22 protein-coding genes, 1 tRNA gene and 2 pseudogenes are annotated in these 24,426 nt (G+C 61.5%); 9 read left to right on the forward strand and 16 right to left on the reverse strand.

Annotated features, from left to right (window positions below):
* The first annotated feature begins 1 nt into the window (after position 1).
* The 5 genes and pseudogenes from AC6IY7_RS02590 to AC6IY7_RS02610 all read left to right on the forward strand — a co-directional run bounded on the left by AC6IY7_RS02590 (position 2) and on the right by AC6IY7_RS02610 (position 6,894).
* Positions 2–2,389: a penicillin acylase family protein gene (locus AC6IY7_RS02590; RefSeq protein ID WP_497781453.1), complete on the forward strand. Its 2,388-nt coding sequence runs from the start codon at positions 2–4 to the stop codon at positions 2,387–2,389.
* Positions 2,390–2,505: 116 nt separating this feature from the next.
* Positions 2,506–2,589: pseudogene (locus AC6IY7_RS02595) on the forward strand (IS6 family transposase); the annotation flags it as partial.
* A gap of 102 nt (positions 2,590–2,691) precedes the next feature.
* A pseudogene (locus tag AC6IY7_RS02600) lies at positions 2,692–3,014 on the forward strand (transposase); the annotation flags it as partial.
* 412 nt (positions 3,015–3,426) lie between these two features.
* A complete protein-coding gene (locus tag AC6IY7_RS02605) occupies positions 3,427–5,346 on the forward strand; it encodes a TonB-dependent receptor (RefSeq protein ID WP_497781454.1) in 1,920 nt (639 codons plus the stop codon).
* A 537-nt stretch (positions 5,347–5,883) separates the two neighbouring features.
* Entirely contained in the window at positions 5,884–6,894 is a 1,011-nt protein-coding gene (locus AC6IY7_RS02610) for a hypothetical protein (protein WP_497781455.1), read from the forward strand.
* On the opposite strand, the gene AC6IY7_RS02615 is transcribed toward AC6IY7_RS02610, so the two are convergent.
* The 8 genes from AC6IY7_RS02615 to AC6IY7_RS02650 all read right to left on the reverse strand — a co-directional run bounded on the left by AC6IY7_RS02615 (position 6,863) and on the right by AC6IY7_RS02650 (position 11,923).
* A protein-coding gene (locus AC6IY7_RS02615) for an IS3 family transposase (RefSeq protein ID WP_497781456.1) occupies positions 6,863–8,048 on the reverse strand; the annotation gives its coding sequence in 2 pieces (ribosomal slippage) (positions 6,863–7,787 and positions 7,786–8,048; 1,188 coding nt in all). The two genes, AC6IY7_RS02610 and AC6IY7_RS02615, sit on opposite strands and share 32 nt — an antisense overlap.
* A 27-nt stretch (positions 8,049–8,075) precedes the next feature.
* Entirely contained in the window at positions 8,076–8,381 is a 306-nt protein-coding gene (locus AC6IY7_RS02620; RefSeq protein WP_497781458.1) for a hypothetical protein, read from the reverse strand.
* A gap of 21 nt (positions 8,382–8,402) precedes the next feature.
* Positions 8,403–8,897 (reverse strand): hypothetical protein, encoded by a 495-nt coding sequence (locus tag AC6IY7_RS02625; RefSeq protein ID WP_497781459.1) that lies wholly within the window; start codon positions 8,895–8,897, stop codon positions 8,403–8,405.
* Position 8,898: 1 nt separating this feature from the next.
* On the reverse strand, positions 8,899–9,294 hold the full coding sequence (locus AC6IY7_RS02630) for a hypothetical protein (protein WP_497781460.1): 396 nt from the start codon (positions 9,292–9,294) through the stop codon (positions 8,899–8,901).
* 182 nt (positions 9,295–9,476) lie between these two features.
* The gene (locus AC6IY7_RS02635) at positions 9,477–9,929 is read right to left on the reverse strand and encodes a hypothetical protein (RefSeq protein WP_497781462.1); all 453 of its coding nucleotides are present in this window, start codon (positions 9,927–9,929) and stop codon (positions 9,477–9,479) included.
* 62 nt (positions 9,930–9,991) lie between these two features.
* Positions 9,992–10,267, reverse strand: coding sequence for a hypothetical protein (locus AC6IY7_RS02640; protein WP_497781463.1), 276 nt, complete (start codon positions 10,265–10,267; stop codon positions 9,992–9,994).
* Complete coding sequence (locus AC6IY7_RS02645) at positions 10,264–11,208, reverse strand: hypothetical protein (protein WP_497781464.1); 945 nt, start codon at positions 11,206–11,208, stop codon at positions 10,264–10,266. Before AC6IY7_RS02645 ends, AC6IY7_RS02640 begins: the two co-directional genes overlap by 4 nt.
* A 232-nt stretch (positions 11,209–11,440) precedes the next feature.
* Complete coding sequence (locus AC6IY7_RS02650) at positions 11,441–11,923, reverse strand: hypothetical protein (RefSeq protein ID WP_497781465.1); 483 nt, start codon at positions 11,921–11,923, stop codon at positions 11,441–11,443.
* A gap of 492 nt (positions 11,924–12,415) precedes the next feature.
* On the opposite strand from AC6IY7_RS02650, the gene AC6IY7_RS02655 reads away from it, so the two are divergent.
* Positions 12,416–15,499 carry a type ISP restriction/modification enzyme gene (locus tag AC6IY7_RS02655; protein ID WP_497781466.1) on the forward strand — a complete coding sequence of 1,028 codons (3,084 nt, stop codon included), beginning with the start codon at positions 12,416–12,418 and terminating at the stop codon, positions 15,497–15,499.
* 10 nt (positions 15,500–15,509) lie between these two features.
* Here AC6IY7_RS02655 and AC6IY7_RS02660 read toward each other — a convergent pair whose 3' ends face one another.
* The 5 genes from AC6IY7_RS02660 to AC6IY7_RS02680 form a co-directional block, all read right to left on the reverse strand.
* Entirely contained in the window at positions 15,510–16,619 is a 1,110-nt protein-coding gene (locus AC6IY7_RS02660; protein ID WP_497781467.1) for a tyrosine-type recombinase/integrase, read from the reverse strand.
* Positions 16,616–17,092: a helix-turn-helix domain-containing protein gene (locus tag AC6IY7_RS02665; RefSeq protein WP_497781468.1), complete on the reverse strand. Its 477-nt coding sequence runs from the start codon at positions 17,090–17,092 to the stop codon at positions 16,616–16,618. Before AC6IY7_RS02665 ends, AC6IY7_RS02660 begins: the two co-directional genes overlap by 4 nt.
* 3 nt (positions 17,093–17,095) lie before the next feature.
* Positions 17,096–17,335 (reverse strand): helix-turn-helix transcriptional regulator, encoded by a 240-nt coding sequence (locus AC6IY7_RS02670; protein WP_497781469.1) that lies wholly within the window; start codon positions 17,333–17,335, stop codon positions 17,096–17,098.
* Between the two features lie 290 nt (positions 17,336–17,625).
* Positions 17,626–18,837 carry a tyrosine-type recombinase/integrase gene (locus AC6IY7_RS02675; RefSeq protein ID WP_497781471.1) on the reverse strand — a complete coding sequence of 404 codons (1,212 nt, stop codon included), beginning with the start codon at positions 18,835–18,837 and terminating at the stop codon, positions 17,626–17,628.
* Between the two features lie 163 nt (positions 18,838–19,000).
* Positions 19,001–19,076: transfer RNA gene (locus AC6IY7_RS02680), tRNA-Thr, on the reverse strand.
* A gap of 256 nt (positions 19,077–19,332) precedes the next feature.
* Here AC6IY7_RS02680 and AC6IY7_RS02685 point away from each other — a divergent pair.
* The 3 genes from AC6IY7_RS02685 to AC6IY7_RS02695 all read left to right on the forward strand — a co-directional run bounded on the left by AC6IY7_RS02685 (position 19,333) and on the right by AC6IY7_RS02695 (position 21,992).
* Positions 19,333–20,289: a UDP-glucuronic acid decarboxylase family protein gene (locus AC6IY7_RS02685; RefSeq protein WP_497781472.1), complete on the forward strand. Its 957-nt coding sequence runs from the start codon at positions 19,333–19,335 to the stop codon at positions 20,287–20,289.
* An 88-nt stretch (positions 20,290–20,377) separates the two neighbouring features.
* Positions 20,378–21,460 carry a helix-turn-helix transcriptional regulator gene (locus AC6IY7_RS02690; RefSeq protein WP_497781474.1) on the forward strand — a complete coding sequence of 361 codons (1,083 nt, stop codon included), beginning with the start codon at positions 20,378–20,380 and terminating at the stop codon, positions 21,458–21,460.
* A 208-nt stretch (positions 21,461–21,668) separates the two neighbouring features.
* Positions 21,669–21,992 (forward strand): transposase, encoded by a 324-nt coding sequence (locus AC6IY7_RS02695; protein WP_497781475.1) that lies wholly within the window; start codon positions 21,669–21,671, stop codon positions 21,990–21,992.
* 10 nt (positions 21,993–22,002) lie between these two features.
* On the opposite strand, the gene accC is transcribed toward AC6IY7_RS02695, so the two are convergent.
* The 3 genes from accC to aroQ are packed head-to-tail and all read right to left on the reverse strand — an operon-like array spanning position 22,003 to position 24,354.
* Positions 22,003–23,361, reverse strand: a complete 1,359-nt coding sequence (gene accC / locus AC6IY7_RS02700; protein ID WP_497781476.1) for an acetyl-CoA carboxylase biotin carboxylase subunit — start codon at positions 23,359–23,361, stop codon at positions 22,003–22,005.
* Positions 23,362–23,373: 12 nt separating this feature from the next.
* The gene (gene accB / locus AC6IY7_RS02705) at positions 23,374–23,904 is read right to left on the reverse strand and encodes an acetyl-CoA carboxylase biotin carboxyl carrier protein (protein WP_497781477.1); all 531 of its coding nucleotides are present in this window, start codon (positions 23,902–23,904) and stop codon (positions 23,374–23,376) included.
* A 6-nt stretch (positions 23,905–23,910) separates the two neighbouring features.
* Positions 23,911–24,354, reverse strand: coding sequence for a type II 3-dehydroquinate dehydratase (aroQ, locus tag AC6IY7_RS02710; RefSeq protein ID WP_497781478.1), 444 nt, complete (start codon positions 24,352–24,354; stop codon positions 23,911–23,913).
* Positions 24,355–24,426 lie beyond the last annotated feature (72 nt).

The raw sequence follows: 24,426 nt of genomic DNA on the forward strand, positions 1-24,426 counted from the left end.
CATGCGTAAGATGATGCTTTGCCTCGGCCGCTTCGCCGGCGGCGCTCTCCTGACGGTGGCGGCGGCGCTATATGCGATCGTGCGCCTGCCGGTTTCAGAGGAGCACGGCTCCCATGTCGTGTCCGGTCTCGAACAATCGGTCGTGGTGGAGTTCGATGCGATCGGCGTGCCGCATATCCGCGCTCAAAGCCGAACGGACGCCTATGCCGCTCTGGGCTATGCGACGGCGCGGGACCGGCTGTTCCAGCTGGACATGCTCCGCCGCAAGACAGGCGGAAGATTGGCGGAGCTCTTCGGCTCAGCATTGGTCAAGGAGGACGCCTGGAGCCGCACAATGGGCTTCGAACGCCTCGCCGACGCGGTCCTGCGACAGCTTCCGGCCGCGCAGCGAGCGGCGCTGGACGCATATGCCGCAGGCGTCAATCAAGCGATGCGGGACGCCCCCATATGGCCGTGGGAATTCATCGTGCTGGCCTATGCGCCGGAGCCATGGCGTCCGCGCGACAGCATCCTGGTCGCCTTCAATCTGGCGAATCTGTCCTTTTCGGCGGATCAAGAACGCACGGCCAGCGTCATGCGCGCGGCTCTTCCGGCGCCGGTCGTCGAATTCCTGACGCCGGACGGCGACTGCTACAACGAAGAGCTCGCGCCGCGAGCGCCCGAGCGCTGCGCGCCGGGCGCGCTTCCGGTTCTGGAACTCGCGCAGCTCATGCGGGAAGCGGGAGAGCGTCCGCGCAGCGCGGGCCTCGTCCAGAGCGAACGGACGCCGCGCGGCTCCAACGGGTGGATCGTTTCGCCCGGCAGGACCCGAGATGGCCGTGCGCTTCTCGCCAATGACATGCATCTGCGGCTCGAAACCCCGAACATCTGGTATCAGGCCGACCTCGCCTACGGCGCGTCTCGGATCGAAGGCTTGACGCTGCCGGGACTGCCGCTGGTCATCGCGGGGTCGAACGGGCGCGTCGCCTGGGGGCTCACGAGCGTCGAGGGCGACTTCGTCGATCTGGTTCGACTGCATAGGGACTCGGGCGAGCCTGAGAAATATCGCACGCCCGAGGGCGCACGACACTTTTCGGTCCGTGAGGAGCGCATAGACGTGCGGGGCGGGGCTTCGGTCGAGCTGCGAGTCAAAGATACGATCTGGGGCCCGATTCTGCCCGAGCCGCTGCTCGGCGATGAGATCGCCATCCGCTGGACGATGCTCGATCCCGCGGCGACAAATCTCGATCTGATGGAAATGGACGGAGTCGCGACCGTCGCGGACGCGATGCCGCTCTTGCGCGATACGGGCGTTCCTCCGCTCAATGCTCTCCTTGCGGACAGCTCCGGTGCGATTGCCTGGACCTTGATGGGGCGTATTCCGAAACGACGCGGTTTCACCGGCCTTTTCGCCGAATTTTGGGACGATGGTAGTGTCGGATGGGACGGTTACTATTCGAAGGATGAACTTCCCAGCATCGAGAATCCCGCATCGGGCTATATCGTCAACGCCAATCAGCGCATGCTCGGCGCTTCCGAGCTCGCGCCAAAGATCGGCCATGACTATTCTGGAGGGTTTCGCGCCTGGCGGATCAGCCGGCGCCTGAGCGAGCTGTCGCACGTCAACGAGAACGATATGGCAGCGCTTCAGCTAGACGCCTCGACCGAGTTCTACCGATATTATCAGATCGTCGCGTTGCGAGCCTTGGAGGGTGCCGACAGCGAGAGCGACAAAGACTCCGCTAACTCGATCCGCGCGCTCGAAGCCTGGGACGGGCGCGCGGAAAGCGCGAGCCTCGGGCTCCCGTTGCTTATCGAGTTCCGCAAGTCGCTGATCGATGCCGTTCTGTCACCCTTGCTGGCGAGATGCCGCGCGCTCGACCCGGGCTTCGCCTATGACTGGGCCAATGTCGATGTCCCGCTCCAGCGCATCGTCGACACCAAGCTTCCCGAATTGCTTCCGGACCGCAGCAAGCATCGTGATTGGATGCATTTTCTGCGCGCCATGCTGGTGGAAAGCGCGCGGCGCGTGGCACAGTTCAATGGAGGGCGCGCCGCAAGCGAACTCAGCTGGGGAGAAACAAATCGGGTCGAGATTCGTCACCCGCTCGCGGTCGCCGCGCCCGTGCTTGCCCCTTTCCTGAACATGCCGCGCGCACCCGTTTCTGGATGCGCGCAATGTGTCAGATTTTATTTTTCAGAAGAAGGCAAGAGTTCCGGAGCCAACGCGCGGATGGTCGTAGCGCCAGGGCATGAGACGGAGGGGTTAATGCAGATGGCGGCCGGTCAATCTGGGCAACTCGGTTCCCCCCATTATGCGGATCAGGAAGCGGATTGGGTTGCCGGGCGTTCGCGGCCGTTCCGCATATCTGACACACGCAACACGATGCTCTTGAAGCCGGCACGATAGCTGACCAAATGCTTCAATTTACGTGAAGCAAAACGGCTCCTAGGGGACTTGCTCACACCTGCCGGGTTGATGTCACGTTAACCGACAAGTAGGTTGCGGTGAGTCACTTTGGCATCATGAACCGACCGACCCCGAGCGACAGGCGCCATCGCTTCCCACCACAGATCATCGCCCACGCCGTCTGGCTGTATTTCCCTCTCCGCAGTCCGCAATCCCGTCCCATCCCTATTTTCCCACCGCTCGGCCATCGCCATTCACCTGCATTGCCTCCGCACGATGGCGGAACAAAGGTATGCGACGACAAGGGCCCGCGCGTCGAGGAGATGATCGAGGCCGCCGGCGCAAAGCTGCACAATCTCCCGCCCTATAGCCCCAACATGAACCCGATCGAGAAGGCGTTTTCCAAGCTGAAAGTGCATCTGAGCAAAATCGCCGAGCGCACACCGGCGCTCTGATGCGCACCCTCGAAGCCTGCGCCGACATCTTCGAGCCCGCTCAATGCGCAAACTACTTCGCCGCCCTGCTTGTCGCTCTACATATGGCGAATGCGTTCGGCCTTGTCACCGCCATGCTGTCGGTCACCGGCGTCTACGTTTGGTGGAAGAAGGCGCGGCGCGCAAGTCGCGTTCGACGATGCGGCCTTCGAGAATCTCACGAAACGTTTGCGAGATCGAAAAATATTCGTCGACGTTTTAATTGCTCGATTGCAGCTCCAATGGAGAGCAATATAAAAGAATGGCGTGTTGCACCTGACGGCCTCGGCTCCGTTCGGGGGCGAGTTTCGCTGTGAGAGTCATGTGATGTTTTGTCCCGACGCATATTCTCGGGCGTGGCGCGCCGAGCGTCGCCCGCCTCTCGCAGTCTCCTCATTTTTCTTATGTCCACGCGAGCGACTCGCGAGGCTATCGAGCGCACTTACTCCCTATCGTCGAAACCTACGCGACATAGCGATGATGTCGATTTTCGCCCTGCCCGCACCGGCTCTTTGCGTCGAAACGACCGTCGATGGGAGGTCAAATATCCCGCAACCCCGAGCAATGGAGGAGGAAAAGAAGGACGAGGCCCCGAAGGCGAAGGGTCTCGGCAAGGATGTCGCGGGCGTCTTCGTCAATGCTTCGATCGGCGACTCCGGCTATTCGCCGAGCTTCGTGATGCGCGGCTTTCCCGGCGGCCTCACGCTCTTCGACGGCGCCGCGCATGGCTTCACCGCGCAGGACGTCAATCTCTCGACGATTGATCACGTCGAATTCTACAAGGGCCCGAGCGCCATGTTGTTCGGCAAGGCGCTCGGCGGCTATGGCGGCTCGGCAAACTACATCCGCAAGGCACCGGTCGCCGAGCGCTTCGCGCGCGGAACGACGACGATCGGCTCCTTCGACGTCTATCGCACGACCTTCGACGTCGGTACGCCGCTGAACGATACGCAGACGCTGCTGTTCCGCATGACAGGCTTCGCGCAGAGCGTCGGCAGCTTCGTGGACTATGTGCGCTCTCGTGGCTTTCTCGTCGCTCCGGCGGCGACTCTCGTCTTCGACAATGGCGACAAGGCGACGCTGCGCGCCGAATATCAAGCGGCGCGCTTGGTCTATCGCGACGGCGCCCCGGCGTCGCCGCTCTTTCTGCACGTGCCGCGCCCCTTCTACGCGGGCGCGCCGGTCAATGAGCACGAAAAGCCGAATTCGGCTGATTTCACCTTCACCTATGAGCACGCCTTCGACGCCGACTGGTCGTTGACGTCAGTCGTCGATTATTCGCTGACCGGCAACAAATACGGCTGGTTCCTGAACTGGGGCTATGACGGCGTCCATTCGCTGACGCTCGGCCGCCCGGCGCAGACGCATCAGGCGTCCCGAAATTTCGACGCGCAGTTGCGGCTGAGCGGACGCTTCACGACGGGCGACATCGGGCACAGCGTCGTTCTCGGCCTCGAGCATTGGGATTACTTCTACGGCCATGACGAATTATTCGCGCGCGACGCGCTGCCGAACATCGACGTAGGCGCGCCGCTCTATCCGCTCGGAGTCGATTATTCCGGCGCGCAGTGGGCCAATGGCGCGGCGCGCGCCTGGAGCCGTTCCGTCTACACGCAGGATCTCGTCGACCTGTCGCCGCAATGGCGCATTCTCCTCGGCGGCCGCTATGATCTCTTGGCGCAGCGTGAAACCACCTTCGATCCTTTCGGCGCGCTCTCCGGGGCATCCTCCTCCACGATCGGCAAAGGAACCAGGGGCTATTTCAGCCCGCGCGCCGGCATATTGTTCCATCCTGACGAGCAGACGCATCTTTTCGCGGCCTTTGGGCGCTCGCTCATCCCCAATATTTCCGTGCGAGTGAAAGGCGGCGACGCGCCGCCGCCGCAGCAGGACACGCAATATGAGATCGGCTTCGAACGGCGCTTTTCGGAATATAATGCGCGCTTCGAGATCGGCCTGTTCGATGTGACACGCGACCATGTCGCCATCACCGATCCCGCGAATCCGGGCGGATTTTTCGCCCTCGTCACCGGCCGCCAACACAGCCATGGCGTCGAGCTCAACCTCTCCGGCGAAATTCTTCCCGGGCTGAATGCGAGCGGCGCGGCCACCTTTCTGCACGCCGTCGTCGCCAAGGACTCCAATGTCCCTTCGCAGGCGGGCAGCGATCTCCTCGGCGCGCCGCGCCGCGTGTTCAGCGTCAGCCTCGACTACAAGCCGGAGTGGGAGGTCCTGCGCGGATTGGAGCTCGGCGCGAGCTATTATTACGCGAGCGCCGCGGAGGCGACCCTGCCCAACGCCTATGGATTCACCCTCGCGCCGCAGCAGATGCTCGGCGCCTCGCTCGGCTATCGTTTCGACGAGCATTGGAAGCTCGATGTGAGCGCGAGCAATCTCACCGACCGGCCGAATTTCACCTCGAGCGGCGCGCTCTATCGCGGCGAACCTCGCTCCATCTCCGCAACATTGTCGTTCAGATATTGACGCCCATCTTCTCGAGCCGCTGGGCGTGTGGCGGTTCGGGCGGCAACGACGGCGTTGGGATGAGCTCTTGCGGCGCAGTCGACGATAGTCCAGTCCCATTGATTACTTATCGTTTGTTGTTCGATGCAGGCGCTGCTGTACGAGTCGAAAAAGCCGCGCCAACTGGTCGCGATCACGCTTGAGCGGCTTGTCCACCATCGACGAATTTATACGACTATCTAAGTCTTATCGTCGTTTAGAGCGCGTTGACATTCAGGATTCCCGGAGACCGGCAAATCTGATTCAAGCTCCTTTCGCTCGGGAGCCGAGCATGTCGGAAGTGCGGATCAATGGGCGCGGTGTCCGCTCATCGGGAACGGATCCGGTGCGATCGGAGTTGGCACGCGCTCTGGCAATACGACGATCTTCGCGACTGCGAGCGGCGCGTTTACGAACGGGCATTATCTCGCGGCAGATGCAAGCGGGAACGTCATTGACGGCGGCTCTCCGTGCTGCGCGGCTGGAACTGTTGGCCCAGGAACAATAGGGCAAATCGCGGTGTATCCGAGCGCCGGGTCCGCCGTGTCGGGAGCATCGGCTATTCCGAATGGGGTGACAGCAACGACGCAGCCGACTACCGATAATTCGACGTATCTCGCGACAACTACGTTCGCGCGCAACATAGCAGGCGCAATATCGATCTCGGCGTTTGGCGCGACGTGTGATGATGCGGCGTTGACTGCGGCCTCGTCTTCACAGCGGACTGTTGTCTTCACGAGCGGGGCGGCATGCACAGTATCGAATGACTTGACGCTTTCGGGGGCGTTTCGCTGGATTGTCGAGCAAGGAGCGACAATCAATGTGGCGAGCACGAAGACGCTTACGTTCCCGAGCGAGGCGGAGATAGACGCGGCCCCGTATGCGATATTCACGGGCGCAGGCACGGTGCGCGGGCTGTCTTATCCATATGCAAATTGGTGGCCGAGGGGCGATTTCTCAGCGGCTTTGCAGGCCGCCGCGGACAGCGTTAAATATGCCGGTCCGTATCGCGCAGGTGCATATACCGACAGTGTCGCACGCTTCGGTGTGCGAGTTGCTTGCGGTCTATATATGCTGCAACGTCCCGTGAATTTCTATCCGATCACATGGGCTCCATTGGATACGGGTGGGTGTGCAGATTCGCTCGGAGGCGTGCGCTTTATTGCTTCTGAGACGTTTTCCGGCGGAAACGTGCTGTTCGAATTTCATGGGGCAACGGCGGCCGATCCAGGGGATATATCGGCATTTCTTCATGTGCATGACATGGAGTTCCAGAACAACAGTGGGGCCACCGTCGAAGGCGCGATAGGCATAGGCCAAACCACCGGGGAGGATTTTGTTTCCCAGGATTATAATCTATTCAATAACATCAAGACGTTCAACTTTACCAAGCCTCTCATCCATCGTGCTGGGCAGCGGTGGAAATTCGACCAAATCGGAACCTATTCAACTGTCGTGGGAAGCATGTGTTACTATGCCATGACGTGCCCCCGAAGTTTCATCCAGCGGCGAGTTGAGTCCCGGCGGTAGATACGCCCGCGGGCGTAGGGTGAGCAACAGGCGATCGGCGGAGCTGGTCCGGGTTGCGCAGCCGATCGCCTGTTGCGGTGAGCGCGGCCGCATAGTCCGCCGGCGTCGCATAGCCGAGGGAAGAGTGCGGGCGCCGGTGGTTATAATCGTGAATCCAAGAGCGGATCTTCTCTCTCGCGTGGTCGAGCCCGAAGAACAGCGTCTCGTTGAGCAGCTCGTCCCGCATGCGGCCGTTGAAGCTCTCACAGAAGCCGTTCTGCATCGGCTTGCCCGGCATGATGAAATGCCACTCCACCTTGTTCTCCTCCGACCAGGACAGGACGGCGTTCGAGGTGAACTCCGTCCCATTGTCGGAAACGATCATGCCGGGTTTGCCGCGCCTTTCGATCAGCGCGGACAGCTCACGCGCCACCCGCTTGCCGGAGATCGACGTGTCCGGGATCGCCGCCAGGCATTCGCGCGTCACATCGTCGACGATGTTGAGGATGCGGAATCGTCGGCCGCTGGCGAACTGGTCGTGCACGAAGTCGAGAGACCATCGGGCATTCGGCTTCGCCTCGACGAGAATCGGCGCCCGTGTTCCCACGGCGCGGCGGCGCGCGCGGCGCTTCCTCACCGTCAGCCCTTCCTCGCGGTAGAGCCGATAGATGCGGTTCTTGCCCGAACGCTCGCCCTGCTGCCGGAGCAAGACGAACAGTCGCCGGTAGCCGAAGCGCCGACGCGCGTTGGCGAGATCGCGCAGCTCGGCTCGAAGCTCGGCGTCGGCCGGGCGCGTCGACGTGTAGCGCGCCGTCTTGCGATCGATGGCGACAATCCGGCAGGCCCGACGTTCCGACAGGCCCATGACGGCCCGAAGGTGCGCGACGGCTTCGCGCTCGAGCCGGGCCCTACCATTTTTTTGACAAGAGCTCCCGAAGCGCCGCCGCGTCGAGCATCTGATCGGCCAAGAGTTTCTTCAGACGGGCATTTTCCTCCTCCAGCGCCTTCAGCCGCTTGGCCTCGGAAACGTCCATCCCGCCGAATTTGGCCTTCCAATTGTAGAGCGTCGTCTCCGAAACCGCGTATTTGCGAGCGAGGTCCGCCGCCTTCGCGCCGGCTTCCTGCTCCCGCAAAATCCCGATGATCTGCTCTTCCGTGAACCGTTTCTTCTTCATCGTGTCCGTCCTGCAATCGATCGGACTCTAATCGATGCTGGTGGGATTTTTCAGGGGCACGTCAATCCAATTTTCGATACGGTCGCGGATAACGCTTGAGCGTCGAACAATAGTGTCGACTCGCTTTTCCGACGCAATCCGCGCCGCTTCTTCCGCAGTCCGCCGCTCCGCTTCCAACTGAGCGACATGCTCGACATACAGGGTGGAGAGCAGATCGCGCACTGGCAGGCCGAAATCCTGAGCGGGTGGCTTTGCTCGGCCTTCGAGCACGCGGAGAGTCTGACGAAGCCCGACCGCGAGTTCTCGCCATTCGCGCGCGCCCAAATCCGCCACCTCGCCGAATGACGGTCCTTCTTAGCCTCGCCTGGACAGCCAAGCCCCGTAGTCGAAGGCCCTGGCCTCGTGGGGCTCGGCGAGTTCGACGATTCTCGTCACGATTTCAGAAAGCTCATTGTGGCGCTGCTCTCTTGCCCGCCGCTCCTCTTCGGCCCGACGACGGTTGTGCTCAGCGACCTTGATTTGCGCGGAGTGTTCTCGCGAAAGGGTCCAGCGCCGCCCCTCGTCCTCGGCGATCCCTTGGCGCGCGAGGAAACGTAGAAAGTTCTGAACTGCGCCTTCAACGCCGAGCGGCAGTCCCGCTTCTCGAAGCATGTCATCGTCACGACATGTCGAGAGAAGCTTAGCGCTAATCCACTTCCTATGTCGGAACTCACGGGCAGCGCTGGACGGCGAGACGCCTTCCAAGAGCATCCTCATGACCTCGGCCTTCCATGCGGTCGGATGAACCGAGAAGAAGCCTTCGCCTTCCGTTGCTTCGTTTAGGATTTCTTCGCGCCCTGGTCCGGCCATGTCACTGATTTGGGAGACGGCGAGCGGTGTCGCTCTCAGCGCAGCCTCCCGTGACTTTGCTTGCGTATGTCCGACGCAATTGCTCGACCTGTCGCGCGCGCCGCTCTTTGACCTTCGCCTCATCGGCGGCAATCTCCGCCTCCAGCTCTTGTCTCAGCGCTTTCGTGCGCCGATTGTGAAGCCAGCGGCGAGGCGCGCAGTTCAAGATCGCATCATCGAGGGTGGCGAGGGGCACATCTCTTGGAAGCCCTGAAAGATCAATTTCGATCGCGGAAATATCGGCGGCGACGAGTTTTGCGATTTTCTCCGGGCCACAGCGATGTGTAACGAATATCTCCACGTGCATTCGATGATGGCCGAGGAAGAGTATCACATCAGGAATTGTCTCGCCATCCATTCTCTCCAACAGCGCAGTATCGAAGCTCCGGCTCTCTGCGCCTCTGAGCTTCTTCTGTCTTGATCCTATATTCGTTTCGACAGGAGGAAGAACGAGGCATCTTTTCTCGTTGAGCAATTGTTGCGCGTAGGCATGGAGCGCAGTCATCCGGCCATGAACGCAACTCGGCGCAACGCCTTTCGCTATTTCTTCGTCCGATAACGGAGCGTGAGCAAAATGATGCCGGACATCCGCCCCTTTGTGAGCGACCAGCTTTCGGCCGCAACCGGGACAGGTGCAGCCGCATGCGCTCCCACGCTCAGCGTCAGATATGTGAATAATTCTGCCATCCCATCGCCGGCCAAAAGCGAGCCGCACACCATCGCCCGCGAAGGAGGCGTGATTGTCATCGGATCTGGCCAGTAACGACGCAACCTGCATCGGATGAAGCCCCTGTCGCAGCAGTGATGATTCAAGCGTCCCGAATATAGCGCCGACGAAGCGAGCGAATCACATTGTAGTCTCTGCCAATCGCCATCACGATGAACTTGTCGGGCTATGCGCGGAAACATGCCTGTTTTTGTCAAAGAAAGGCAGAAGTCGAAGCGCGCCTCTTCGTCGAAGAGGTGATCGTCGAACACGCGAATAGAAACCACAGGCGTTCGATCCGCGAGCGGACTCAGCTCTCGATCAAGCAGCGCGCCGCTTGGGCGCGTCCTCACTTGGGGAATGCCAGCTTCTCGTATTCCGCTTGGTCGACGGTGCAATCAACCATCCGAAGAAAATCTTTCTTTGTGATGCCGATCTGTCTTGCCATCTGTCCTAACAGAGGATCACCGACCACTTTATGAGATGAGCCGTGACTCATCTTTGTTTTTTTTATCGTCTTCTTACCGGCAAGATTCCAGTAGATGTAATAGAAATGGTCGCCGGACTCTTTTTCAAAACCCTTCCGCTGCAACGCGGCGTCGATATCGTCTCTTTCCCTAGTCACGGATGCACCACTTTGAATCGCGACAGCAAGGTGTGCTTTACCACCAAGGCTTCGGAGTCCAACTCACCGTCCGAAGCCAAAGCATAGTGTCTCCATAGCACGTTCAACTCTGCCAGCACGCATTGTCTCAGCTGGCAATAGCTTTGCGAGAAAACATCGATTCCGAGCGACTTCTCCTGAATTAAGAAAATTCGATCTTGCCAGTCCACAGTCACGGGAATCGACAGCGGGCGAGTCGTCCGAATTAAATCACCGTCTACCTTGAACTCTTCGATTGGCTCAAGCGTCGGCTCCAGTTCTGTCGCGCTGTACAGTTCTTTGAACGAACTGACATCGCCCTTCTGATTGAACTTGGGCTGGCCCACCAATTTAATGCGGCGGCGCACATTCGCTGTTAGCCACCCCTCCAACGGGAGAGGGTAGTCCAGGCGCAGCGCGGGGTCTTGGCTAGGCTTTACCGTCAGGATCGTCTGAGCGAAGTCGATCGCTCTCAGCTTTCCAACAACTGTCTCTTCATCGATATCTGGCGGGCTTCCTGCCTCGTACTGCCGAAGGAGTTCACGCGCTCGGTCTGCCTTGAACGCAAAAGGCCCGCGACTCCCCGCGCGCACCGTAATCTCAAGTCCGCTATCTTCTGGGGGAATCAGGCCGAGAGCAGCCCGCGCCATAAACCAACGCTCGCGGGCGTTGGGCAGCACCTGTTCGACCATCTGCTCATCGCCGCTATCGAACGCCTTCAATGTCTTCAGCAGCTTGTCGCGGGCGGCCGCGGCTGACGGGGTGAAGGTGCCAGATTGCGACGCGATGTTGAACGGTTGGATGTGGCTACCCGGTTTCGGTGCGCGACAGATGATGGTATATTCTCGCTTCACCTTCGCCGGAGGCTTTAGTCTTTCGGTGATCGAGCGCCCTTCCGATCGCATTCCAATGATATGGACCATGCGCTGAAGCGCGGTGAGGGACGCAATGACAGCATCGGCTGGAGCCCCCTCTAGCCGTTCTACAGGCTCACCGTCAAACTTGAGCTGTATATCGTCTGGCCCCTCAACCACCTGGCTCCCCGTCCGTTCCGCCGGCCATTCATCGTAACCCGAACTGTGTTAACGCGCTGCCTCCGCGTTGGGAAGGGCGAAGTCGTTCTGTTGTGTCCGTGTCGTGGCGCGGCGAGCCCGCTCACGTGGTCTTCCGTGTCTGCCGGCGCGCGGCCCGGCGCTCCTCAATCTCGTTCATGGCGAGTTTTACGACGCCATCGATCCAGACGCCCCCTGGCTCGCCGAAAAACATCGTGCTGTCGTCCTGGTCCATCGCATAGGCGGTCAGGAGTTCGAGAAGCGGCTGCGAGAGCTTTTCCGCCTCGACGAGCACCAAACCAGACACCGTGTCGTCGGCTCCATCGGAGAGCGTGCCGAAGCTGTAGGAGAGGTCGCCGCGAGGGCCGTCGATACTCAAATCGAGGTCGAATGGCCCTTCTTGGAGCGCCCAGCAGAACTCGTCCCAAAGATGGCGGGCGGCGATGTCGCTGAAGACGCCCGTCGCTGGCTCGTCCCGCAGCCGATCAATCACCGCGTCCGCGAGCCGCCGCAACTTGGCATGAACGAAGGTTCGCGCGGCGGTGGGTAGGCGCTCCACTTCGGACGCGGGTTGCGGCGTGTCCATGATGCTGGTCCTTGAAACACGAGACCATGCCGATGGACGCGAGGGGACAAGCGCCCTGGAGGGCGGCGCTCAACGATCGAACGACCAGCGGGGTGAATCTCGATTACCCGGAATTTCCCATTTCTGCTTACCGAGCGCTTACCGACGCCGAAGCGGGAGCGGAACGCGCCTAAAATTTCGTCATAACATATTGATTTTATTGGTGCGGTTGCAGGAGCCGAATTACGCCAATAAAGTGCTGATTTAATGCGTTATTTCTGAGAACGAAAAATATTTGTTCCAACAAATATACCAACTAATTTCTCGGCAGGGCCAAAGGCGTGCTCGCTGATTTGCCCCCCAAGCCTCTCCGCGTGCCACTTCCCCGGCTATCGGCTCGCCGCTTCCGCGAGAGATTTACCCGCCCCCCTGTCCCGCTCGACGTCCCGATTGACGCAGCCGGCGACTCCGCGTCTATCTTGGCCCCTGCTGCAAATCCAAAGGGTCCCGACGTTGAGTCAGCTTCTCATTAACCAATTCCTCGCCGAGCTGGACCGTCTCCGCGCCATTTCTGGCTCCAAACGCGAAAGCGTCGTGCGCGAGGCCTTCAAGGATTTGCTCAAGGCCTGGGCCAAGCAATATGATCTCGTCTTCGTCCCCGAATTCGAGTTCGAGACGCCCGCCAGGGAGCGCCGCTATGTCGATGGCGCCCTGCTCTACTCCCTTCGCGTGCCGTTCGGCTATTGGGAAGCCAAGGACGAAGACGACGATCTCGACAAGGAAATCGACAAGAAGAAGCGCAAGGGCTATCCGCAAGATAATATCATTTTCGAGGATTCGCGTCGTGCGATCCTGATTCAGAACAGGCAGGAAGTCGCGCGCGTCGCCTATGACGCCCCGCGTGGGCTCGAACGCCTGCTCGATCTGTTCTTCGGCTATGAGCGGCCGGAAATTGCGGAGTTCCGCAAGGCGGTCGAGCAATTCAAGATCGATCTGCCCGCCGTGCTGAAGGCGCTGCGCGAAAAAATCGAGCAGGCAAGCAAGAGCAACAAGCCCTTCGCCAAAGCGGAAAAGAAATTCCTCGACCACGCCCGCGACACGATTAATCCCAGCGTCACGCCCGACGACGTGCGCGAGATGCTGATTCAGCACATTCTGACGGAAGACATTTTTGCGCGCGTTTTCGACGACGGCGATTTCCATCGCCAGAACAACATCGCCAAGGAGCTTTATGCGCTGGAGGAGAAATTCTTTACCGGCAGCGCAAAGAAGAACGCATTGAAGCAGCTCGAGCCCTATTACGCAGCCATTCGCACGGCCGCGTCGCAGATTCCGAGCCATGCGGAGAAGCAGACCTTCCTGAAGGTCATCTATGAGAATTTCTACAAGGTCTATAACCCCAAAGCCGCCGATCGGCTCGGCGTGATCTACACGCCCAATGAAATCGTGCGCTTCATGATCGAAAGCGCCGACTGGCTATGCGAAAAACATTTCGGCAAGAGCCTCGTCGACAAGGGCGTCGAGATTCTCGATCCTGCGACGGGAACCGGCACCTTCATCTGCGAATTGCTGGAGCATTTTCGCGGTCAGAAGCAGAAGCTCGCGCATAAATACAAGGAGGAATTGCACGCCAATGAGGTGGCGATCCTGCCCTATTACGTCGCCAATCTGAACATAGAGGCGACCTATGCGGCGATCACCGGCCAATATGCGGAATTCCCCAATCTCTGCTTCGTCGACACACTGGACAATGTCGCGGGGCTCGGCAAATTTTCTGGCCATCAGGAAGAGCTTTTCGGCGCGATGAGCGAGGAAAATGTCGAGCGCATCAAGCGGCAGAACAAGCGCAAGATTTCCGTCATCATCGGCAATCCGCCCTATAACGCCAATCAGCAGAACGAGAACGACAACAACAAGAACCGCACATATCCGCGCATCGATCTGCGCATAAAGGACACCTACATAAAGGAGAGCACAGCGCAGAAGACAAAGCTCTACGACATGTATGCGCGCTTTTTCCGTTGGGCGTCGGACAGGATCAAGGACGAGGGGATTATCGCCTTCATCACCAATCGCAGCTTTATCGACAGCCGAACATTCGATGGATTCCGCAAGATCGCCGCGCGAGATTTTAACGAGATTTATCTCGTCGATCTGGGCGGCGACGTGCGCGCCAATCCGAAAATTTCCGGCACAAAAAATAATGTTTTCGGCATTCAAACGGGCGTGGCGATTTCTTTTCTGGTGAAGCGAAAAGACGCGACCGTGAAGGCGCGCATTTTATATGCGCGACGGCCGGAATTGGAAACGCGCGACGATAAGCTGGCGTTCGTCTCGACCGCGCGATTGTCGTCACTCGACGTAAGCGACCTGAAGCCGGACACGAAACAGAACTGGCTCAACCTCACGGACAATGATTTCGACACCTTGATTCCTATTGGATCGAAGGAGACGAAATTAGCCAAGACACCGGGACATGAGAGGGCGATTTTCAAATTATATTCGCTCGGTGTCGTGACAAATCGCGACGAGTGGGTCTATGCAGACGACGACAAACGATTGGCTGAAAAAGTTCGCTTTCTAATTGATGTATACAACACAGATCGTAAGCGACTTGCGAAATCTCTTTCCAAAGAAACGACAGGCCGCGATCTTGATTTGATGATCAAATGGACAAGAGCGGTAAAGGGCGACCTTAGGAAGGGCGAAGTATATAAATATCATGAAGACTCTCAAACTGAGAGCGATTACCGACCTTTCGTGCGCAGGAAGCTTTATTTTAGTCAAAATCTTAATGAAATGCTTTATCAAATTCCGCAACTTTTTGGACCTATGGTGGGCCAGAACATTGGAATTTGTTACGTCGCGGAAGAACGCGTCGATTTTTCTGCTCTAGCAGTCACAAAAATTCCAAATAAAGATTTCTTTATGCCGAGTGCAGCTCAAGTTCTAGCTCGCTATACTTATCCTGCCCCCGGCTCCCGCATCGACAACATCACCGACTGGGCGCTCGCCCAATTCACGACCCATTACAAAACGCCAAAGCGCCCCATCACCAAGGACGCGATCTTCCATTACGTCTACGCCGTGCTGCATGATCCGGTCTATCGCGAAAAATACGCGCTCAATCTGAAGCGCGAATTTCCGCGCATTCCCTTCTACGCGGATTTCTGGCGCTGGGCGGACTGGGGCGAAAAGCTCATGGCGCTGCATATCGGCTATGAGGGCCTCGAGCCTTGGCCGCTGCGGCGCATCGACGCCAAAGACGAGAAAGCCGCCCGCGCCGGCCTCGCGCCCAAATGCGTGCTGCGCGCCGACAAGGAGCATGGGATCATCACGCTCGACAGCGAGACGCAGCTTTCGGGCGTGCCCGCGAGCGCCTGGAATTACAGGCTCGGCAATCGCAGCGGGCTCGAATGGATTCTCGACCAATACAAAGAGAAGACGCCCAAAGACCCGACCATCCGCCAAAAGTTCAACACCTATCGTTTCGCAGACTACAAGGAGAAGGTCGTCGACCTTCTCCAGCGCGTGACGCGCGTGTCCGTCGAGACGATGGAAATCATCGACGCGATGAAGGCGCTGAAGCGCGATTGACGCGCCGCGTTCAGCGAGTTGCTGCTCGATGCTCCATTTGATCCGCGAGACGACGCAGCGCGTCCGCCGTGATCGCGTCGCCGTTGCGTGCGTCGCCGCGCGCAAGCCCCCGAATAATCTCTGCCTGCCGATGCGGCGGAAGCGTCCCGTAGCTCGAGAAGGTCGTGAGGCACGAGTCGTGCCCGAGGTTCTGCGACCATGCTTTGAACCGCTCCGCGTCGAGCCCCAAATCGTAGGCCAATTGCACGAGCGTGTTGCGGAAGGAATGCGGATTGGAATAGGGCAGGCCAGCCCTCGGGAAGGCCGCTTTGAAGATCGCCCGCACAGGGTCCGCATTGGCCCAATGCACGCGGTCGAGCCCTCGCGCGGCGAATTCATGCTCGGCGCCCGGCGCGACGCGCGTCTTCGGAAAGAGCGGGTCTTCTGGCCCAAAGCCTTTCTCCTTCCGCAGAAAGCCCACCCAATCGACGACGATTTGGCGCAGGCCGTCGCCGACGGGGAAGAACCAGGTGGTGAAGGTCTTGGCGCGCTTGGTGCGCACGTCGCGCGCATCCTGCTCGAGCAAATCGCGCTCGAGGTCGATATGCTTCAGCTTGAAGGAAACGATGGCGCGGTCGCGCGCGCCGGTCAGAATGGCGAAGGCGACGAGCGCGCGGTCGCGGCGCTCCGGTTCCGTCGCGGCCGGCATGGCGTCCAAAACGGCGCGAATCTGCGGCAGCGTCGGGCATGGCTTGTGCCGATGCGCCGTCGCGATGCGCGCCAGATTGTCCGGCGGGTTGAAATAGTCCGCATCGGCAGATTTGAGACGCGATCGATATTCCGGCTCGCCGGAGAGCCATTTGAAGAAGGCTTTGAGCGCCGCGAGCGTCGAGCAGACGGTCGAAGCCGACAAGGGCGCGCCGGTTCGCGCGTTACGCTGCTCGGCGAGATGCGCCTTGAATCCGCGCGCCTGCTCTATGTGGAATTTCTTGAAATCGCGCCGGCGATTATACTCGTCGAAGCGCTCGATGGCCTTGGCGACCGCATCGAGCGAAGCCTCGTCGCGGCCCTTGGTGTCCTTCAGAAATTGCAGATAGGCGCGCTTGACGCGCTCATTGGCGGGCGTTCGTTTGGGGGTCATTTTTTGTCCTTCGAGAAGTGAACATTCGAGAGGGCGGAACGCCTATCGCTTAGGCGTCGTTGCGGGGGTTGGAGCGTTACGTCCAAACCGCCGCTCGCCGCAGCGAGCGAGGCCTGTCTCGTCGCGCGATGCATGAGCGCATTGCACACCGGGCAAATGCCGCGAAGCAGGCCGCTCGTCGCCGACCGGGGGATATAATCGGCCATGTCGCCCGCCGGGCGCCGAGGCGTCCGGCAAGCTACGCAATAGATTTCGCCGGGACGGCATGGTTGCCGGGCTGGCCGGCTCGCCTTCAAGAAAGCGCGCAAGTCGCCTCCTTGAATGAGATACGGCCGCTTTTGCTCAATGAGGGGAAGACCGCGGTTTATCCATCGGCTGACGGTGAGCTTATGCACGTCCAGAAGCACAGCGGCTTCCGAGACTGTGTAGCTCCGATGGATTTTGACGCGGCGGACGTCGTGCCGCCTCGTCATGCGTCACCGCGGATTTTCGCAGAGCGCGTTGATATCTTCCGCTCGCCACGCCGTGATGCGCGGGCCGAGCTTCACCGGCTTGGGAAAGCGCCCGTCCTTGACGCCCGCCCACCATGTGGAGCGGCTGACGGGGATCGGCCCCTTGGGCGCGAGGATCGAAGAGAGGCGGAGAAAGCCGGTCCGAGGGAAAGGGGAGGCGGCGGTCTTTTGGCGATTGTCGCCGGAGTTCGTCGAGTTCGTCATGCTACCTTTCAACCGTTTGATTGACGGGCCGACGGGCCGACGGCTTTACTGCCATCGGCCTGCCGGGGTAGGCTCGAACCCGCTCTTAGCCGAGCACGGGTTTACAGCCCACCGAGCCGCATTGACTCCCTGGCCGGGGTCGGTGCGGCTCTTCTGCCTCGTGGGCGCGGGCGGACGTGATCCGTGCCGCGCTTTTCGTAACAGTGATGGTCAGCTTAGCACTTCACCGGACTCGGCAAGCCATTCCGCCCGTTCTGTCCACAATTCGCTTGATGTTCTCTTTTTGATCTTCACGCGGTGAGCGCCACGACGAGGCCGCCGCGCTGCATGTCCCGGCATCGCTCCGCCCACCAATCCATCATCCGCACGCGCTCTTCCCAATAGTCGGCGCGCGCATAGGCGCGGCGCACAGCGTCCGAGTCGACGTGCGCCAATTGCCGTTCGATCGCGTCGACGTTCCACAAACCGCTTTCGTTCAACATAGAAGACGCCGCGGCGCGAAAGCCGTGGCCAGTCATTTCCTCCTTTTCGAAGCCGAGCCGGCGCAACGCTGCATTGATCGTATTCTCGCTCATGCAACGGTCGGCCGAGCGGACCGAGGGGAAAAGGAAGCGGCCGTGTCCGGTGAGCGCCTTCAAGTCGCGGAGAATCGCGACGACGCGCGGAGCGAGCGGAACGCGATGCGGCCGGCGCATTTTCATCTTTTCGCCCGGTATCGACCAAATCGCCTTGTCGAGGTCGAATTCCGCCCATTCGGCCGAGCGCAGCTCGCCGGGGCGGACGAAGGTCAAAGCCAAGAGTTCGAGCCCGGCGCAAGTCTCCGGCGCGCCGTCATAGCTCGCAATGGCGCGGAGAAGCCCGCCGAACGCCTTGGGCTCGATGAGGGACGCGCGATGCTGGACGATCGGCGTCGCGATAGCCCCTTTTAGCGCTCCCGTGGGGTCGCCCTCGGCGCGGCCCGTCGCGACGGCGAAGCGGAAGACTTCGCCGATCGTCCCGCGAAGGCGCGCCGCGGTTTCGAGCCGGCCCCGCGACTCGACCTTGCGCAATACGGCGAGAATTTCCGGCGCGGTGATTTCGGCGATCGGCCGCGCGCCGATCATCGGGCGAGCGAGGCCGAGCAACCATTCGAGCTTGGAGAGAGTTCGCTCGGCTTTCGCCTCGCGGCGCTTCTTGTCGAGCAGCTCGCCCGCGAGCGCGTCGAAAGTATTGGCCGAGGCGGAGGCCTTCGCAGCTTTCGCCATCTTCTTCACGAGCGACGGGTCGCGTCCCTCGGCGAGCGAGCGCTTGGCCTGCTCCCGCGCCTCGCGCGCCTCTTTGAGGCCGACCGTGGGGTAGACGCCAATCGCCAGCGTCTTCTGTGCGCCGGCGAAGCGATAGGCCATGCGCCAGCGCCTCGCGCCATCGGGGTAGACCCACAATTGCAGGCCGCCGCCATCGGACAGCTTGAACAGTGAGTCGCGGGGCTTAGCGGCGCGGAGTTCGAGGTCGGTGAAAGGCATGTTGGTATCCGCCGGGACGGGGTTTCGCAGAGACCAACATAAATACCAACCTTTGAGCGGGATACCAACGCACGCCGAAAGACGCCATCGGACGCTAATTCTCCGATATCACGTTGTTTTTTAGGGATTTTTGGACGTTCTCGGACGATCTGAGACGGGGAGATGGTGCCGGTTGCAGGATTCGAACCCGCGACCTACTGATTACAAATCAGTTGCTCTACCAGCTGAGCTAAACCGGCGCCTCGAACGACCAAGCCTGTCGACGTCCCGCGCCTCTATACGCTTCTGCGATCCTTCGGAAAAGAGCGTGACCGCATCCTCGAAGCGTATCAGTTCCGCCGGTCGGCTGCCCGCGGCCGGCCCGCCGCGAGCGGCCGTCGAAGCGGGGGCGGCGGCGTTGCGCCCAATCGGACGAGATGCTATCTGAAATTGTCGCGGCGTAACGAATCGAAATTCGCCGACGCACTGCTTTTCGTTACCACCTAGGGCGCCCGCATGGAAAGACGCAGAATTCTGGTGACGGGTGGCGCGGGTTTCCTCGGTTCGCATTTGTGCGAACGGCTCATCGCGGCAGGACACGAGGTCCTCTGCGTCGATAATTTCTTCACCGGACAACGTAAAAACATCCACCATCTGCTCGGCCATAGTAGTTTCGAGCTGCTGCGACACGACATCACCTTTCCGCTGTTCGTAGAGGTCGACGAGATTTACAATCTCGCCTGTCCCGCCTCGCCGATCCACTATCAATTCGATCCCGTTCAAACGACAAAGACCAGCGTGATCGGCGCGATCAACATGCTCGGCCTCGCCAAGCGGCTGAAGGTCAAAGTGTTCCAGGCCTCGACCTCCGAGGTCTACGGCGATCCGTCCGTCCATCCGCAGCCGGAATCCTATTGGGGCAATGTCAATCCGCTCGGCCCCCGCGCCTGCTACGACGAAGGAAAACGCTGCGCCGAGACCTTGTTCTTCGACTATCACCGGCAGCATCGACTGAAGATCAAAGTCGTGCGCATCTTCAATACTTATGGACCGCGCATGCACGCCCGCGACGGACGCGTCGTCTCCAATTTCATCGTGCAGGCGCTCAAAGGCGAGCCGATCACCATCTATGGCGAAGGCCAGCAGACCCGCTCCTTCTGCTATGTCGACGATCTCATCGGCGGTTTCACCGCGCTCATGGATTCGCCCGACCATGTCGTCGGGCCGATCAACATCGGCAATCCGCAGGAATTCACCATTCGCCAGCTCGCCGAGCAGGTGATCGATCTCACCGGCTCCGCCTCCAAGCTCGTCTTCGAGCCGCTGCCGGCCGATGATCCCAAGCAACGCCGGCCCGATATTTCCACAGCCGAGAGCGTGCTCGGCTGGGGGCCGACAATTCAATTACGCGAGGGGCTTCTGCGCACCATCGCTTATTTCGACGAGCTGCTGAGCCGTCCGCGCGAGGGGTAGCGACGGGGTAGGCGACGGCGGCTCTCGCTCGAAGCCGAGCGGCGGAAATATTGCTTCCGTCGCTTACGATCGCCTGCGGACGTCATCGATGTCGCAATTCGAAGTTTTGGCCGACCGCATCTATGAGGCCGCCATCGTTCCGGAGCTCTGGCCGGAGGTTCTCGAAACGATCTCCGTGCTCAGCGGCTCGTTCGGCGGCATTTTATTCGCGGCCAATGTGCAATTCGCGGGTTGGACGGCGTCGCCGCGCATCGCGCCCATGTTCGCCGAATTCGTCGAAAAAGGATGGGCGGAGCGCAATCCGCGTCCAGCGCGCGGACGCGCTTTCGGCGCCGCCGGTTTCGTCGGCGATCACGAGCTGTTCTCGCCCGCGGAAATGGACGCCGATCCGACCTACGCCTATTTGCGGAGCCTGGGACTCGGCTGGTGCGCCGGCAAGATCGCCGCCCCGCCCTCGGGCGACACGCTCATCTTCAGCTGGGAGAAGCGCTTCGCCGAAGGCCCCTTCGATCGCGCTATGCTCGATTCTCTGGATGCGATCGGCGGCCATCTCGCCCGCGCCGCGCTCGTCGCCGCGCGGCTCGGCCTCGAGCGGGCGCGAGCGGCCGCCGAGACGATGCGCGCCCTCGGCCTGCCGGCGGCCGTGCTGTCGCGGTCGCATCGGCTGCTGCTCGCCAATGATCTGTTCGCGCGCTTCGTCCCATCGCTGATGCAGGATCGGCGCGAGCGCGTCGTCCTCGCCGATCCGCGCGCCGATGCGCTGTTCGAGCAAGCGCTCGCCCGGCTGCGGATCGTCGGCGCGCCGGCCGGGGTTCAGTCGCTGCCGGTTCCCGCGCGGGAGGGCAGCCGGCCGCTGGTCCTGCATCTCGCGCCGATCCGCGGCGCGGCTCGGGATGTGTTCGCGGCCGGAGATCTGCTGCTGATCGTCACCGAATTGAGTCTCGGCGCGGCTCCGAGCGCCGGCCTGCTCCAAGGCCTGTTCGATCTCACCCCGGCCGAGGCGCGCGTCGCCCGCGCCGTCGCCACGGGCCAGCCGGCCGCCGAGATCGCCAGAGCGCATGGCGTCTCGGCGGAAACCGTTCGGACCCAGCTCAGGGCCGTCTTCTCCAAGACCGGCGTGTCGCGCCAGGTCGAGCTCGTCCGGCTGCTGTCGGGCGCGACGCTGCCCTGAGCGCCTCCCTCCTCCATTTGGGGGATACGCCGGGGGCGCGACCGATATAGGACGGGATGCGGCGTTCTCGACGTTGAGTCGAAGGGGTTCGGGGGAACGCATGGCCAGTTTCGACGATCGCATCGGGAGCGCGCCCCCGGCCGCGAGCGACGCTGCGCACAGCCTTCGGCGTGGCCGATAGCGCCCACGACGGCGTGCGGAGACCAATGTGATCGACGGCCGGCTAGACGAGGACGAATGGGCGCTCTGCACGCGCTTCGTCATCGAGACGGGCGCAAAGCGCGGACGACCGCCGCGCGACCATCGCCGCGTCATAGACGGGGTGCTCTGGATCGCGCGGACCGGCGCCGCCTGGCGAGACCTGCCGCCGGAGTTCGGCAATTGGAGTTCGGTCTATCGGCAGTTTCTGAGATGGTCGGAAGGCGGCCAATGGCGCCTCCTGCTCGCGGCGGCGCGAGCCGCGGCGAACGCAGAGCTGCAGGCTGCGCTCACCGCCGTCTGCGCCCTGCCCGGCCGCCGCGCGCCGCGCTGAGCGGCGCCGCTCAGAAGCTCGGATCGATGCCGCCCGTCGCCAGAAAATGCTCGAGCCAGTGGATGTCATAGACGCCGTTCTGCACGTCGGCGTTGCGCACCAATGTGCGGAACAGCGGCAGGGTGGTGTCGACGCCGTCGATGATGAACTCGTCCAGCGAGCGACGCAGGCGCATCAGCGCCTCGGTGCGGTTGCGGCCGTGGACGATGAGCTTGCCGATCAGCGAATCGTAATTGGGCGGGATCGTATAGCCCTGATAGGCCGAGGAATCGACGCGCACGCCGACGCCGCCCGGCGGATGATAATAGGCGATGCGCCCCGGCGAAGGCCGAAAGCTCGAGGGATGCTCGGCGTTCACGCGGCACTCGATCGCATGGCCCCAGAACCAGATCTCCTCCTGCCGCAGCGACAGAGGCGACCCCGCCGCGACGCGGATCTGCTCGCTGACGAGGTCGACGCCGGTCACCGCCTCCGTCACCGGATGCTCGACCTGGATGCGCGTGTTCATCTCGATGAAGTAGAAGGAGCCGTTCTCATAGAGAAACTCGACGGTGCCGGCGCCGGCGTAGTGCAGGTCGCGCATCGCCTTGGCGCAGATTTCGCCGATCTCGCCGCGCTGCTCGTCATTGAGGGCGGGCGAGGGGCTCTCCTCCCACACTTTCTGATGGCGGCGCTGCAGCGAGCAGTCGCGCTCGCCGAGATGAATCGCCTGCCCCTTGCCGTCGCCGAACACCTGGATCTCGATATGGCGCGGCTTGTCGAGATATTTCTCGAGATAGACGGTGTCGTCGCCGAAGGCGGCCTTCGCTTCGGCGCGCGCCGTCGAAAGAGCGGAATGGAGCTCGGCCTCGCTGCGTGCGACCTTCATGCCACGGCCGCCGCCGCCGGAGGCCGCCTTCACCAACACCGGATAGCCGATCTTCGCGGCGACCTTGGCGCCCTCTTTGTCGTCGGTGATCGGACCGTCGGAGCCCGGCACGCAGGGGATGCCGAGGCGGCGCGCCGTCGCCTTGGCCTCGATCTTGTCGCCCATCAGGCGAATATGCTCGGCCTTCGGACCGATGAAGGTGAGGCCGTGCTCGGAGACGATCTCGGCGAAACGGGCGTTCTCCGAGAGAAAGCCATAGCCCGGATGCACGGCGTCGGCGCCGGTGATCTCGCAGGCCGAGAGCAGCGCCGGAATGTTGAGATAGGATTCGCGCGCCGGCGGCGGCCCAATGCAGACCGATTCGTCGGCCAGCTTCACATGCATGGCGTCGGCGTCGGCCGTCGAATGCACGGCGACGGTGGCGATGCCGAGCTCCTTGGCGGCGCGCAGAATGCGAAGCGCGATTTCGCCGCGATTGGCGATGAGAATCTTGTCGAACATGCGCGCCCCGCTTTATTCGATCACGAGGAGCGGTTCGCCATACTCGACCGGCTGTCCGTCTTCGACCAATATCGCCGTCACCACGCCGCCCTTCGGCGCGACAATGTCGTTGAAGGTCTTCATCGCCTCGATGAGCAGCAGCTTGTCGCCGGCGGTGACGCGCGCGCCGACCTCGACGAAGGGCTTGGCGTCCGGGCTCGGCCGCAGATAGGCGGTGCCGACCATGGGCGATTTCAGCGCGTCGGCGTGCTCGACCGGAGCGGGAACAGGCGCCGCGAGCCGCGCAGCGGGCGCCAGCGGAGCGACCGGCGGCGGCGCATAGGCCGGCAGCGCGATCGTCGCATGAGCGGGCGGCGCGGCCGGCATGCGCGCGGCGCGAATGCGCAGATCGCCCTTCTGGACCTCGATCTCGGTCAGATCGCTCTCGCCGAGCAGACGCGCAATCTCACGCAGCAGATCGGTGTCGACGCCAGCGGCTCTGGCGGCGGCTTTCGGCTTCGCGGCGGGGGTGGAGGGGCGACGAGTTTGAACTTTGCGCGCCATGATTGCTCAGGTCTTTCTTTCTTCTCGATCGAACAAAGCGTTCAGCGCCAGAACGTAAGAATCGGCCCCGAAACCGGCGATGACGCCGCGGGCCACGGGCGCGATGAAGGAGTGACGCCGAAAACTCTCCCGCGCATGCACATTGGAGAGATGCACTTCGACGACCGTCGCCCCCGAGCCCTTGATGGCGTCGTGGAGCGCGATTGACGTATGGGTGAAGGCGCCGGCGTTGAGTATCACCGGCGCGCCCGCTTTGCCCGCCTCTTGAATCCAGTCCACGAGGTCGCCCTCGTGGTTGGATTGCCGAAACACGAGCTCGATCCCGCGGGCGGCGCAAATCTCGGCCAGCCGCGCCTCGATATCGGCAAGGGTGACGCGGCCGTAAATGTCGGGCTCGCGCGTCCCGAGCAGATTGAGATTTGGACCGTTTAGAACATGGACGGCGGGCATAAAGGGTCCTGGACGAAGGGCGCGCGCCGCGCCGGCGGGCCCCTTCTAGCCTCATTGTCGCCGCGAAGGAAG

Source organism: Methylosinus sp. is20ea, assembly GCF_059718135.1.